The 13,232-nt window shown below is 71.2% G+C and carries 9 protein-coding genes and 1 pseudogene; 6 read left to right on the plus strand and 4 right to left on the minus strand.

Annotated elements, in window-relative coordinates; translation table 11 throughout:
- Together ACIBSV_RS10075 and ACIBSV_RS10080 are read left to right on the plus strand one after the other, a co-directional pair.
- Positions 1-386 (plus strand): annotated as a pseudogene (locus ACIBSV_RS10075) (hypothetical protein); the annotation flags it as partial.
- Between the two features lie 234 nt (positions 387-620).
- On the plus strand, positions 621-1,559 hold the full coding sequence (locus ACIBSV_RS10080) for an alpha/beta hydrolase (RefSeq protein WP_395861201.1): 939 nt from the start codon (positions 621-623) through the stop codon (positions 1,557-1,559).
- Positions 1,560-1,713: 154 nt separating this feature from the next.
- Here the strand turns inward: ACIBSV_RS10080 and ACIBSV_RS10085 are convergent, their stop codons facing one another.
- Positions 1,714-2,898 carry a glutamate--cysteine ligase gene (locus tag ACIBSV_RS10085; RefSeq protein WP_395861203.1) on the minus strand — a complete coding sequence of 395 codons (1,185 nt, stop codon included), beginning with the start codon at positions 2,896-2,898 and terminating at the stop codon, positions 1,714-1,716.
- Positions 2,899-3,332: 434 nt separating this feature from the next.
- The gene (locus ACIBSV_RS10090) at positions 3,333-3,560 is read right to left on the minus strand and encodes a hypothetical protein (RefSeq protein ID WP_395861205.1); all 228 of its coding nucleotides are present in this window, start codon (positions 3,558-3,560) and stop codon (positions 3,333-3,335) included.
- Positions 3,561-4,224: 664 nt separating this feature from the next.
- On the opposite strand from ACIBSV_RS10090, the gene ACIBSV_RS10095 reads away from it, so the two are divergent.
- The gene (locus ACIBSV_RS10095) at positions 4,225-5,745 is read left to right on the plus strand and encodes a hypothetical protein (protein ID WP_395861207.1); all 1,521 of its coding nucleotides are present in this window, start codon (positions 4,225-4,227) and stop codon (positions 5,743-5,745) included.
- Positions 5,746-5,899: 154 nt separating this feature from the next.
- Here the strand turns inward: ACIBSV_RS10095 and ACIBSV_RS10100 are convergent, their stop codons facing one another.
- Positions 5,900-8,542, minus strand: a complete 2,643-nt coding sequence (locus ACIBSV_RS10100; RefSeq protein WP_395861210.1) for an ATP-binding protein — start codon at positions 8,540-8,542, stop codon at positions 5,900-5,902.
- A gap of 332 nt (positions 8,543-8,874) precedes the next feature.
- Between ACIBSV_RS10100 and ACIBSV_RS10105 the strand changes: the two genes are divergently transcribed.
- Positions 8,875-9,963, plus strand: coding sequence for a hypothetical protein (locus ACIBSV_RS10105; protein ID WP_395861212.1), 1,089 nt, complete (start codon positions 8,875-8,877; stop codon positions 9,961-9,963).
- Between the two features lie 315 nt (positions 9,964-10,278).
- Here ACIBSV_RS10105 and ACIBSV_RS10110 read toward each other — a convergent pair whose 3' ends face one another.
- Positions 10,279-11,115, minus strand: coding sequence for a helix-turn-helix domain-containing protein (locus tag ACIBSV_RS10110; RefSeq protein WP_395861214.1), 837 nt, complete (start codon positions 11,113-11,115; stop codon positions 10,279-10,281).
- 112 nt (positions 11,116-11,227) lie between these two features.
- Between ACIBSV_RS10110 and ACIBSV_RS10115 the strand changes: the two genes are divergently transcribed.
- Together ACIBSV_RS10115 and ACIBSV_RS10120 are read left to right on the plus strand one after the other, a co-directional pair.
- The gene (locus ACIBSV_RS10115; protein ID WP_395861216.1) at positions 11,228-11,824 is read left to right on the plus strand and encodes an NADPH-dependent FMN reductase; all 597 of its coding nucleotides are present in this window, start codon (positions 11,228-11,230) and stop codon (positions 11,822-11,824) included.
- Between the two features lie 565 nt (positions 11,825-12,389).
- Positions 12,390-13,229 carry an SDR family oxidoreductase gene (locus ACIBSV_RS10120; protein WP_395861218.1) on the plus strand — a complete coding sequence of 280 codons (840 nt, stop codon included), beginning with the start codon at positions 12,390-12,392 and terminating at the stop codon, positions 13,227-13,229.
- Positions 13,230-13,232 lie beyond the last annotated feature (3 nt).

The raw sequence follows: 13,232 nt of genomic DNA on the forward strand, positions 1-13,232 counted from the left end.
CCGTGCGGCCGGTCTCCGATCCGGCGACCGGCCGCGAGAACGGGTTGCTCGAACCGGGGGACTGGTTCCTGGCCGTCGCCTGGCACGGAAGCGGTTTTCTGGTCGAAGTGGACGGGACTCGAAGTGTTCTGGCCGACATCGACCGGATCCAGTACGCGTCCGCCGCCAGACACGTCACTCCGCCGTTCTGGTTCGCGGTGCCCTCCGTGCGGCCGGTCTCCGATCCGGCGACCGGCCGCGAGAACGGGTTGCTCGAACCGGGGGACTGGTTCCTGGCCGTCGCCTGGCACGGAAGCGGTTTCCTGGTCGAAGTGGACGGGACTCGAAGTGTTCTGGCCGACATCGACCGGATCCAGTACGCGTCCGCCGCCATCGCGCACGAATGATCCTCCGCGCCCCGGCACCGGGGTGCCGTGACTGGGCGAGGAGGGGGAAGAGGGTTCGCGCGTCGGGTGACCGGCCGTCGGTGGCCCACGGGAGCCGGGGCCGTCGGGCAGGGACACCACTGCGCGCGACGCCGTACCTTGACGCCCGCATGGGAGGGGGCGCGTCCGGCCTCCCTGGCGCCGGATGTGCCTGCAATAGCGTGGGGACGAGATCTCGAACGACTGGAGGGCGCCGTGCGCTTCGCGTTGGGCAACTTGTTCGCCGACCTACCGACCGAGCAGGTCGATGAAGCTCGGAGCTTCTACCGTTCGAGGGCGGCCGGTCGTGGGCCCGGCAGCGCGGAGGAGTTGAGGGAGGTCCGCGCGGAGAGGTGCGCGTCTGTCCCGGCCGATCCACCGGCCCTCGAAGAGATGGCCGACGCGTCGGGAGCGCGTGTCCCGGTGCGGATCTTTACTCCGTCCGACGAGCGAGCACGAGGCGTCTACCTGGACATCCATGGAGGCGGCTTCTACATGGACTCCGCAGCACGAGGAGACGTGCGCAACCGTCGGCTCGCGGACGCCCTCCAGCTCGCGGTCGTCAGTGTCGACTATCGCCTGGCGCCGGAGCATCCGTGGCCGGCCGCGCCCGACGACTGTGCGGCGGCGGCACTGTGGCTCGTGGAACAGGCGCGTGAGCGTTTCGGCACGGACCGGTTGGTGATCGGCGGGAGTTCGGCGGGAGCCACACTCGCACTGGCGACCCTGCTCCGGCTGAGGGACAGCGGGGTCGTCGACGAATTCGTCGGGGCCGTACTCCAGTTCGGCACCTACGACCTGAGCGCACAGACGCCGGCCGGACGCCGGATCGCGGACGAGTACTTCATCCGGGCCTACGCGGGCCACGTCGCGGACCGCACCCATCCGGATATCTCTCCCATCTACGCCGACCTTCGCGATCTTCCCCCGGCGCTATTGGTCGTCGGAAGCACGGATGTGCTGTTGGAAGACAACCTCGCGATGGCGAGTCGACTCTCCGTCGCCGGGAATCACATCGAACTCCGGGTCTACCCGGAGGCGCCGCACGGCTTCACCGGGCACCCCACCGCAATGGCTCAGACAGCGCTCAACGGCATCGAGACCTGGCTGCTCGACCGCATCACCCAACCGCGAACGGCCTCGCCGGCGCCGTGATAGGGCGGCACGGGGGTGGAACAGGGCCGTGCTCGACGCCGGGCAAGTCGGCCCGGCACAACCGGAGCCGGTGTAGCGGGCGCTGCGCAGGGCTGTGTCACCAGCGGGTAGCGGGTGGGCCTGGGAGTGGTGCGGGATTCGATGGCGAAACGAGTCAGGCGTCCTGGTCGATGGTGGCTTCGGCGAGGTGGTCCACCACGTCCGACAGGAGCCCGCGGCGTTCGAAGGCACGTCGCCGGCGGCGGGCGCCGCAACCGTCGCGACGCAGTGTCGCCAGGGTCCGCTCCACGTGGGGCAGGTCCCCGGTGTCGTCGAGGTCGCTGCTCACGTGGTCGATCAGGGCGTCGACGACAGTGTTCGCGGGGAGCAGGTCCGCCGTGTGCGGGTCGACGGCTCGGCCCTCGAGGCCGTCGCGGGCGGCGCGCCGGCGGGCCAGGGTCAGCACGCCGTCACGGATGTCGGGGGTTGGGCGGCCGTCGTGGACGGCACGCAACGCGCCGGTGACCAACGCGCGGACCAGGACGGCCTGTAGGACGGCCTCGTCCACGCTGGTGGACACGTCCGGGGCGCGGATCTCCACGGTCGGCCAGTGGGCGGAGGGGCGCGCGTCCCAATAGATCATCTTGGCGTCCATCACGGCACCGCTCGCGACGAGATCGGCCAGGGTGCGGTGGTAGTGCTCGGCCGAGTCCAGGCGCGGCGGGGATCCCGAGGCGGGCCAGCAGGAGACGGAGACGGCCCGCCAGCTGGCGTGTCCCGTGTCGCGGCCTTCCCAGAAGGGTGAGTTGGCGCCGAGCGCGATCAGCGTGGGCAACCAGGGCCGGATGTGCCCGAGGACGCCGACGGCGGTTTCCAGGTCGAGCGTGCCGATGTGGACGTGACACCCGCAGACGACGAGTGTGTCGGTGAGCGAGCCGTATCGGGCGCGTTGTTCGTGCCGGCGGGGGGCGTTGACGAGCCGCGACGCGGGCGGGGACGCGAGGACCACCGGGGTGGCGGAGGCGACGAGCCGGCAGTCGTGCGCGGTGGCGGCGGCGGCGAGGCGGCGGCGCAGCGTGAGCAGGTGGGTGCGCAGTTCCTGGGCCGTGTGGGCGATGGGGGTGGCCGACTCCACCTGGTAGCGGGTGGCCTCGATGTGGGTGGTGTCGCAGCCGTCGTCGGCCTCGGCCAGAACCGCTTCGGCGCGGGGTGCCGGGTGCGGGCCGTGCGCGTCGACGAGGAGGAATTCCTCCTCGACCCCCATCGTCGGCACGTTACCCGCGGTGGACTCGGCGGCGGGACCCGTGACGGCAGTCGCGCCCGCGGCGGGCGTGGCGTGGGTACTGCGGGGATCTGGCATCGGCGATCCTCCGGCCCGATCGAGTACGGCGTGCGGGCCGCCGCGGGATGAGCGGGAGGGGCCGGGCCGCTCGAATGGGCGGTTGGCGCCGGGTCTCCGATCGAAGCGGACCCGGTCGGTATCTCCACCATCACGGCCGCCCTTCCGCGTCGCCACCGGGCACGAGGGGGGCGCCGCAGCGACCGGTGAGCAGGCCGCGCGGTTCCGTGACGCGCGTTACGAACGGCGTCAGAGTGGGGCCTGCCCGGAGCTCGCGACGGGTGAGGACGGCTCGCACCACGTTGGTCCGATCGAGTGACCCTGCGGGAGCGGCACGCCGTGACACGACAGCACCCGCGTTCCCGGACGAGGGGCGAAGTCCGAAGGCGCCTCGTCGGTGACCCCACCCCGCAGCCGAGCCTGTGCTCAGCGAAGTTCGCGCCCCGGTGCCGCCGTCAGCGCGAACCGTCCTGCGGACCTTCGGCGGTACCGCCCCGCCGGCGTCCTCGCGCCGCGAACGTGCCGCCCACCGCGACCCCGAGGCACATGCCCAGGGCAATGCCCAGCGCGAGGTTGTCGAAGACCGGCAGTCCGAGGACGACACCCATCGCGAGCCCGAGGGAAAGGCCCACGGCGATGGCATTGCCCGAGGCGGATACCGAGTCGTTGCGTTCGTTTGGCACATGATCATTGTGTCGAACCCGCGTATTGCTTCACAGCATCGGTCAACCCGGACGTCCCGAGGGGGGCCACGACGTGCGCAGGCCTTCTCACCGGCCGGCCAGACGTTCCAGCAGCAGGAAGCCGCCGATCGCGGCGACTCGTGCGGATCGCGTACTCGAGGACCGGAGACCACGGCGAGGCCGAGGATCCCGCTCGAAGGGCAGTTGCCCGGGTGGGTGCCTCGTGGGCGCGGGTGCGGGCGGTCGAGCCGTCGGGTGCGCCGGGTCCTGATCCGACCCACCAGGTCGACCGGCGCGATGCGTTGCTGCCACCTGGTAGAGGCCCCTCGCATCAAGTGGTGGCCCACGACGACGAGACGACGCCAACGGCTCTTGTCTGCGCCCCCGGAGTCCGGCTTCTGTGGCTGTAACTCCCCATGGATTCCCGGGTGTGGGACGAATAGGATCTCCTATGCCGCCTGCCGATGCGTGATGCGCGGACGCCCACACATCGACTTCGGCGCCGGCACGGGGAGTCGGCCCGAGCAGACACCATCGTCCGAGACGAGCCACGGAAGCGACGCACGCTCTGCTCGGCCCCGGCCCTGCGGCCGAGTAATCCGACGTCACGCCGAACTCATTCTTTTCGTTGGAAACGGCAAAGGGCAGGGGGTCGTTGTCATCGATGAACCGGCAGGCCCAGGAGGAGCACCAGCGGACGATGGCCCGGGCCTGGGCGGAATTCCAATCGGCCCAAGCTCTGCGGTTCCGCATGGATCGAATTGCTTATGATGCATCGTTGCAGGATCCGGCCGTCGCCCGAAATTATTACGATTACTGGAAGCTCGACCGGTTGACCGGAACGGGTGAAATCCAAGAATATCTGCGGCAGGGTTTGACGGAAATACGGGGCAGCAAAGGCGGAGCATTCGTTACGATACACCCGGAAACGGATCCGCTGCATGCAAGAATGACCGCTCTTTCCTTGCTCGTCATGGCCAGGCAATATGGCGAGGTCGACCTGCGGTCCGTGACGATCGACGACACCGTCCCGGGGAATTTTCCCAACGCCCGCGCGGTGGCCACGCAGGGCGAAAGTCCCGCGCAACTAGGATTGTGGTTCAAGTCCACACTCCTCAGAACCGACAATCGGGAAAATTTTCTTCGCGGTCTTTTGCAAGAAGAGAGGAACGCCTTCGGCGCGCACCGTAGATTCGGCGTGGCCAGCACGGCGGTCCATGAGTTCGGCCACGGAATCGGCTGGGCCGCAGAAGCCCGCCGGAGAGCCGGGAAACTGTACCGCAACGTTCCGAACATCGTGCTCAACAGCGTGCGACCCGACGAAATGCGGGCCATCTGGGGAGCGGTCGTGCACCGCTACGGAAATGAGCTTCGGAGCATCGAGGCGTCCGGCGCGGATTCGGGGACGATCAGCAATCGGAAAGCCGATCTCCATCAGAGACTTTTCGGTTCCGATACGGTGCTCCGCAACCAACAGGCGGCCGCAACGGTCGCGACGAAGATCGGTACCTATGCCAATATCGCAGGCGAGTTGGACGCGGACACGGTGGCCGGGGCCGTCCTCGGCGGGGACTCGCAGAAGGGCCTGCCCCAAGAGCTGTTCGCCGAGTTGATGTGGACCCTGGGTCGGAGTGCCGACGACCGGCCCCGCTTTCTGAACGACTTCCTGCACGGCATGCAGGTCACCGAGCTCGACCGTTCTTGGAGATCGGGATACGTCCCGCAAAACAACGCGTATCTCCTGGCCGCGGCCGCCGAACCGCTCCGGCCGATACCTCCCCCCAACCCGTGGATCCGCCCGAGCATTTCCCCCGAACCGATGGCACCGATCCCCAAGCCACAACGCGTATTGCCATCGCCGCAGTCGCCCGAATCCCCGGCGACGATACCGCTGGTCCTGCCGGTCCCCGTAGCCGGGACGAGGACGACGGCCGAGACCACCCCGGGAAGCGCGGACGCCACAATCCCGGATCTTCGCGTACCCGACCCGAGAAGTCTGTGGGCCAACGGAACCCTGTCCACTGTGGCCCGCACGTTCACGCCGGCCCGTTCACCCCGGGGAGCCGGCTCGTCCACACCGTCTTCGACCCCCGCCGGTGAGGGAGCCGACCCAACGCCTCGTCGACGCGAGGGTCAGAACTCGAGAGAAACGAGACAGGACCCGCGCGGCCCCGCCATGGGCTGACAACACCCGAGGAACTCCTGACGTCGGACGCGACCCCGGGCCACGCCCGACACAGACCATCGCCCGTGCGGACGAGGTGATGTGGCCGCGACCTGGGGCCACTACGCGCTCCGGTCGGCGATCACCGACCCGAGCGCGTCGTCGGCGTCCGCGACTACGCGAACCCGACGGTGCCGGGAGATTCCGGGTCCCACCGGGTCGGGGCCGCGGGGCCCGGGTGCAACAGGCCCGCGGCGCGGGCGGTTTCGGTGGCCTCGCGGCGCGAGGTCGCGCCCAGTTTGTCGAGGATCGCCGCGACGTGGTGTTCCACGGTCCGCACCGACAACACCAGGTGCCGGGCGATCTCGGCATTGGTGCGGCCTTCGGCGAGCAGTTCGAGGACGTCGGATTGGCGGGCGGTCAGTCCCGCCGGATGGGTGCGGGTGGCCGGTACGGGGCCGCGGGGCACGCGGCGCAGCCCGAGGGCGCGCAGTCGGGCGCGGACCGGGTCGGCCGCGGCCGAGGCGCCGAGTCGGTCCAGCATGCCCAGTGCGGTCAGGGTCGGGCCGAGTTCCCCGGACTCGGCGAGCTCCAGCGCCTGTTCGTAGGGTGCCCCGGCGGCGGCGAAGCCCTCCGCGGCAGTTCGCCAGTCGCCGCGCAGGCTCGCCGCGTACGGCTCCGGGCAGCCCTCGAACGGCTCGGCCGCCGGCCCCGATCGGGCCAGATGCCACAGGAGTTCGGCGCGGAAGGACTCCCTGCCGGGCCGGTCCAGAAACGGCAGCAGCAGGTCGCGGACGGCGCCGGCGGCTTCCGGCCGGCGGGCGAGCCAGGCCCATTCGGCGTAGGCGATCCCGGCGTAGGCGAGTCCGGGCAGTGAGCGCTGGCGCAACGCGCGATGCCACGCCTGGATCAGCGGTTTCTCGGCGCCGGCGTCGCCGCGACGGGCCAGGAGCCTCGCGTACGGCGGGACGCTGTAGACGTAGAGCATCCCCGGGTCGTCGACGCCCTCCACGAGTGCCCGCAGCCCCTGCTCGGCGGACGCCGTCTCACCGCGTCGCATCAGGGCCAGGCAGCGGTGCACGTCCAGGTTGTAGGCGTGCGACCAGAAGCCGCATTCGCGAGTGAACGCCAGTCCCTCCTCGACGCACCGGTCCAGCCCGGCCAAGTCGCCGAAGCGGTAGAGCAGTTCGGCGAGGTTGGTGTAGGCGCGGGCGGCGCTTTCGTGGGACCCGGCGTGCAGGGCGGTGGCGAGGCTCTCGCGGACGCAGCGCAGCGCGGGGGCCGGCTCGCCCAGGTCCGCCCGGGCCACCCCGAGATAGTTCAGGCACAACGAGATCAGATCCGGGCAGCCGTGTTCACCGGCGAGCCGCCGGGCCTGGTCGAGGACGTGGACGGCCCGTTCGCTGTGGCCGGTCAGCGCGAGCAGCGCGCCCTGATGGGTGAGCGCGGACGCCAGCTCCGGGGTGCGGCCGAGCGGGTCCAGGACGCGGACCGCCCGGGACACGGCGTCCTCGGCGGCGTCGGTCTCCCCGGTCATGTAGTGGTGGCGCGAGAGCCGGACCAGCGCCCGGCCGAACGCCGCGGGGTCCGCCGACGGCTCGTACAGGCGCACCGCTTCCTGGCCCGCGCGTACCGCCGAGGTGAAGCGGTGCGCGTTGTACAGCTCCCAGGCGTAGTCGTCCATCAGGCCCGCGCGGTCGGCGGCGGTGAAGCGGTCGGGGTGGCGCAGGGCGGCCTCGAAGTGCGTCAGCGCCTGCCGGTGCGAGCCGGCGCGCGCCGCCTCCCGGGCGGCGGCCGGGGCGTGGGCCGCGATGGTTTCGGCGTCGTCGGAGCGGACCGCGTGGTGCAGGAGCCGGTCCCGGTCCGGTTCCCGCCGGGTGAGCAGGGCGCGCACCACGGCACGGTCGAGGGTACGGCGGCGCAGGGCGGGCAGGCTGCCCTCGATCGCGCGGCGGGCGAGCTCGTGCCGGAACGCCAGTCCCTCGGGCCGTACTTCGACGATGCCGCGCCGCTCCGCCTCGGCCAGGGCGTCGAGCCGGTCGCCGAGCAGTTCCTCGGCGAGGCGCAGGCCGACGTGGGTGGGCACCACGGACAACTGCTCCAGCGCGGTGCGGCAGTCCTCGCCGAGGACACGTACCCGGGCCAGCACCGCGTCCGCGACGGTCTCCGGCACCTCTCCGGGGGTGTCGGCGAGGACCTCGGTGACGTAGAACGGGTTGCCGCACGTGACGGCGTGCAGGGTCCGCGGATCGCGTCCGGATCCGGCGGCGAGTCGGGCGACGGCGTCCGGGGACAGCGGTCGCAGGGGGAGTCTGCGCACCCGGGCGCGGGTGAGGGCGCCGAGCAGTCTTTGCAGCGGATGCCGGGTACCCAGCTCGTCGTCGCGGAAGGTGAGGACCAGGACCGTGCCGAGGTCGTCGACGCGTCCGGCCAGATAGGTGAGGGCGTCCAGGGTCGCGTCGTCGGCCCAGTGCACGTCCTCGACGACCAGCACCACCCGGCCCGCCTGCGACATTTCCGCGGAGATCGCGGCGAACACGGCCTCGCCCGCCGCCCCTTCGGCGAGTGTCCGCTCCAGCGGGCCGCCGGTGCCCGCGGCGGCATCGCGCAACGCACCGAGCGCGCGCGGCGCCATCAGGTCGTCGCAGGCGCCGACGAGCACGCGCACATCCGCTCCGACGGCTTCCGTGAATGCTCGGACCAGGCTGGTCTTGCCGATCCCGGCCTCGCCGAACACCAGCACCACCGAGCCCCACCCATGCCCGGCGTCGTCGCTCGCCGCGAGTAACTCGGCCAATTCCCGGTCGCGTTCCAGCATGGCGCCCCCAACCGACATCCTGCCCCGCTGCCGATCCGCTGTCGCCTCGATGCGTGCCGTCCACGGCAGTTCCGGTGCCGTCCACGGCGTTTGCGGCCACGCGTCCGTGCCAGGGCGTGTCTAGGTGGCCACGCTCCCAACATAGGTGGCGACCACCGATGCCCACCACAGGTCAACGCCCGTAGAACGGATCGGGTCGGCACCTCGCCGGGGGGAACGGCGGCGACGGCCTTCGATCCACGGCGGCCCGCGGCCCGCGGGCGAGTCACGACGCGAGGCGTCGACAGGCACGGCAAGGCAACACTCAACGGAAATATCAATGTGGGGGAGAAATGACCCAAGTGGAGTCCCCGGCGGTCGTCGGCCGTACCGGAGAACCACCGTCCGAACCGGACCGTCGGGTTCAGCGGCCCGCGCCCCGGTTGGACATCGAAGCCGTCGAACCGCCCGTCGAGTCCGACGAGGCGCTGGTCAACAACGCGTTCGCGCTGGACAGTTCCTACATGGGCGTCGCGGTGCGCCCGGGCGGGCCGACCGGCGGCTGGTTCCGGATCTTCAAGGTGGGCGGCTGGTTCCAGGGCGGGGCGGACCAACTCGTGGCGATGGACTGGACGCCCGGCTTCGCCACGGTCCACGAAGAGGCCCTGGGCGGGGCGCTGACCTCCGCTCCCGGAGCGACGCTGTGGAAGAACCGCCAACGCATCGACGTCTTCGCGCGCGGCCTCGACTCGGCGACCTGGCACCACTGGCGCGACTACCAGCAGGGCGTGACCGGCTGGAACGGACCGCACAGCCCGCCGGACAACACCTCGATGACGGCCGTGTGGTCGTCCGCGGACCACCTGCTGCACTACGCGGTCCGCGGGACCGACAAGCAGTTCTGGACCGCGACCTGGAACGAGTCGACGTTCTCCTCGTCCGGCTGGGGGTTCACCCGCTCCGGTCCGGTCGAGTTCACCTCGGCCTGCGCGGGGGCAAGCCCCGAGATCAACGTGATGCGGCTGTACGCGCGCGGGGCCGACGGCTACCTGTACCGCACACAGGGACGCCAGTCGACACCGTCCAGTTGGGAGTCCTGGCATCGGGTCGGCAACCAGCCGGTGAAGCTGGCCAGCGCACCCACCGCGGTGAACTGGGGCTGGTGGGCCGAGGAGATCTTCGCGATGGGCGTGGACGGCCACGTGTGGAACGCCTATTACCGCGACCAGGAGGGCTGGAACTGGGAGAAGCTTCCCAAGCCCAACGACTCCACGGCCGGGCTCTACCGCCAGGCGACCCCGATCGTGGTGAGCCACCAGGTGGGGACGTTGGACCTGTTCGTCCCGGGCCACACCAAGGAGTTCCTGACCAACCGCTGGAAGGGAACCTGGCACGGGTGGCGAGGGGTGGTCGTCCCGAACCACTTCTACCCGGTGCAGTAACCGCACCGGCGCCGGCCGCGTTCCGCGGGCGGGTGTGCCCGTGAACCCGGGACACCGCCCGCGGATCGGCGCCGCCCCCATGGCTTGCTCACCTCGCACCGAGAGCCGGTCGGCGGGGCGGCGCCGGTGTCGATCCGGTCGCCGGCGGCGCGGCGCGGGACCGCCGCTCGTACGTCGCCGGCCTCCGCCCCGCGCGACAACCGGTCGACGGGCGGGGCCCAGGGATGCCAGCCGGCCCGCCGCCGAGCGGATCCTGCGCCCGGTGACGCCGTCCGAGGGGCGCACTACTGTCTCCGGGGCGGGCCGCACGAGCTGTTACGAGACCACCCGGAGCCGACCGCTCGGCCCGTGGCGGAGTTCTTCCAGAGCCTGCGCCGTGGCCTCGTCCGCGGGCAGCAGGACCACCAGTTGTTGTGCGTCCGACGGCAGTTCGAGAGTCTCCCGGAGCAATCGCAAGGCGTATCCCGCGGGATGGTCGAGTCGGAGGGGGCCGCGTTGCGGCACCACGTTCCCCTTCAGGCGGCGGGTGAAGTCCGGGCCCGCCACGGGGGCGAGTTCCGCGGTGAACCACGCGGTGTTCTCGATACTCGGCCCGAGCCACAGGTCGAAGGCCCGCTCGTCCGCGACGTCGTCCCAGTCCGCGAAGAACTCGCGGGCGCGCGGGTCGGTGAAGACGTAGCGGGTGAGGTTCGGGGCCTCGGCGTCGAGAAGTCCCGTTCCGTCGGCCAGCGCCGCGAAGCCTTCGGTGTGGGCGAGGACGTCGCCGAGCCGGTTCGTCACCAGTGCGATCCCCGGGTCCAGCAGACGCAGCGTTTCCAGGACGGACGGTCGCACCGCCCGGCTCGGCGGCGCGGGCCGCGCGTGCGAGGGGCACTCACCGCCGGTGATCTTGGTGAGGTAGCGCAGGTGCTCGCGTTCCGACGGATCCAGACTCAGCGCGTCGGCGAGCGCGTGCACGATCGGCGTGGAGGGATTGCGGTCCCGGCCCTGTTCGATGCGGGTCAGGTATTCCACGCTGATGCCCGCGCGCGCGGCGAGGTCCGAGCGGCGCAGACCCGGTGCACGGCGGCGTCCATGATCCGGCAGTCCCAGCGATTTCGGCTGGATGCTGTCCCGCTTCGCGCGGATGAAGTCTCCCAACGGCGTACCCATGAGGTGAGCCTATGGCGGTGTCGGCGGGGTGTGGAGGGCTCAGGCCGGCCCTGCGGGGGCCGGCCTGAGCCCGGTCTGGTTGCCGCCTCGGCGTCGCCTGATCGTGGTGGACATGGAGAACACCGAGCACAGGTTGCTGATCATCGTCGGAAGCGTTCGAGACGGAAGGTTCGGCCCGGTGGTGGCCTCGTGGGTCGCCGCACAGGCCGCCACCCACGGCGGCTTCGACGTGGACGTCGTCGATCTGGCCGAAATCGACATCCCGCTGGCGCTGCCCGCCGCGTCCCCGAAGTACGCGGGCGACGACTACCCCCGCCCGGCCGGGATGGCGGCGTTGACGTCGGCGCTGGAGGACGCCGACGCGTTCATCGTGGTGACGCCCGAGTACAACCACAGCTACCCCGCCTCGTTGAAGGCGGCCATCGACTGGCACTTCACGCAGTGGACGGCCAAGCCCGTCGCCTTCGTCAGCTACGGCGGCGCGGCGGGCGGGCGGCACGCGGTCCTGCACCTCGAGAACGTGTTGACCGAGTTGCACGCGGTCACCGTTCGCGACGGCCTCGCCTTCCCGAACTACTTCACCGCATGGCAGGACGGCCGGCCGCTGGACGCCGACGCGCCGGGGTACGCCAAGACCCTCCTCGACCAGCTGTCCTGGTGGGCGGGCGCACTCCGAGCCGCTCGCGAGGCGGCTCCGTACCCGGCGTGAGCGCGGCGGCCATGGAGTAGGTGCCGCCCGGGTGTACCGATCCGCCGGTCGGCCGGCTCGCGCTCGGCCGCATGGCGTTCGCGGAGCGGACGTACGGGGTCGACCCGTGGGCGCTGGACGATCGGGCCGCCGGCGCCGATCTCCCAGGCGCGGCCGGCCGTACCGGCGCGGCGGACCCGGGCAGGAGTGGGGCGGTTCGGCGGGATTCTCCCATGGGCGACGAGGGTTCGGGCCGGCCCGGAGCGGGCGTGGCAGGCGATGACGGGCCACGTCCGGAGGTCGGCCGCCCGGGGCACGCGGATCTTCGGACGACCCATCCACGCGGATGTGCCCGCAACAGCTCGACGGCCCGCCCTCCCCGCGCCGCCCCCGCACGGCACAAGCGCCGGGGGGCACGCTCGGTCCGGACGAGGGCGGTGCGGCGGGCGGCGCCGAGCTTGAGCCATCCGAGGGGTGCGACTGTTCCGATCGGGTGGGCGGGTCGGGTCGCTCGGCGTCGCACGGCGTGCCGTCGGACACGGTGATGCTTCGGTGCCGCCGTGCGGGGCGATGATGGGAGAGCGCGATGACCACAGGTGTGGACAGGCCCGGCCGGCCGGTGCTGCCGCCCATCCTCAGAGGGCAGAAAGCGTTGGTGACGGGGGCGAACTCCGGCATCGGCAAGGCGACCGCGATCGGACTGGGACGGGCGGGTGCCGACGTCGTCGTGAACTACGTCGCCGGCCGGGAGGCCGCCGAGGACGTGGTCCGAGAGATCGAGTCCTTCGGCGTACGGGCCTACGCGCACGAGGCCGATGTCTCTCGGGAGGACCAAGTCGTCGCGATGATCGCGCGCATGGTCGAGGACTTCGGCACGATCGACATCATGGTGGCCAACGCGGGGCTCCAGCGGGACGCCGCCTTCACCGAGATGTCGCTCGCCGAGTGGCAGAAGGTCCTGGACGTGAACCTCACGGGCCAGTTCCTGTGCGCCCGGGAGGCGACCAAGGAGTTCCTGCGCCGCGGCGCCGTCCCGGAGGTCTCCCGCTCGGTCGGGAAGATCGTCTGCATGAGCTCGGTCCACCAGATCATCCCGTGGGCGGGCCACGTGAACTACGCCGCCTCCAAGGGCGGCGTCCTGATGCTGATGCAGACCCTCGCGCAGGAACTCGCCCCGCAGGGCATCCGGGTCAACGCGGTCGCCCCTGGCGCCATCCGTACTCCGATCAACCGCAGCGCGTGGGACACCCCCGAGGCGGAGGCCGATCTCCTCAAGCTGATTCCCTACCGTCGCGTCGGTGATCCGCAGGACATCGCCGACGCGGTGACCGCACTGGTCTCCGACCTGATGGACTACGTCGTCGGCACCACGATCTACGTCGACGGCGGCATGACGCTCTTCCCCGGCTTCGCCACCGGAGGGTGAGGG

The sequence above is a fragment of the Embleya sp. NPDC050154 genome, assembly GCF_044460165.1.
Taxonomy (GTDB): Bacteria; Actinomycetota; Actinomycetes; order Streptomycetales; family Streptomycetaceae; genus Embleya.